Source organism: Undibacterium sp. TJN19, from assembly GCF_049339485.1.
GTDB lineage: Bacteria > Pseudomonadota > Gammaproteobacteria > Burkholderiales > Burkholderiaceae_D > Undibacterium.
The window spans coordinates 1-304 of the sequence record NZ_JBMPPL010000078.1; the positions used below are offsets into that span (position 1 = coordinate 1).

At 60.2% G+C, this 304-nt stretch carries 1 protein-coding gene; it reads right to left on the bottom strand.

The window, feature by feature from the left end; genetic code table 11:
- Positions 1–304 (bottom strand): AMP-binding protein (locus ACO0LH_RS28605; RefSeq protein ID WP_422944543.1); only part of this gene is annotated, 304 nt, incomplete at both ends.

Sequence of the window (304 nt, forward strand, 5' to 3'; positions counted from 1 at the left end):
AGGAGGGAGACGCCGCTCTGGTGGTTGATGGCAACGCCTTTGGGGCGACCGGTGCTGCCTGAGGTGTAGATGATGTAGGCGAGCTGGCCGGGGTTGACCGGGGGCAGGTTTGTGCTGAGAACTTGATCTGTGTGCTTATCGACATCTACATCTTGGTCTGTGCACAGGCATTTACCAGGGTCGATACCGAGTCGTTCGCGCAGTTCTGTGGTGGTGATGACGATGTGCATGTCGGCATCGTTGAGCAGGTACTGGACGCGGGAGGCGGGATAGGCCGGGTCGATGGGGACGTAGCAGGCACCGG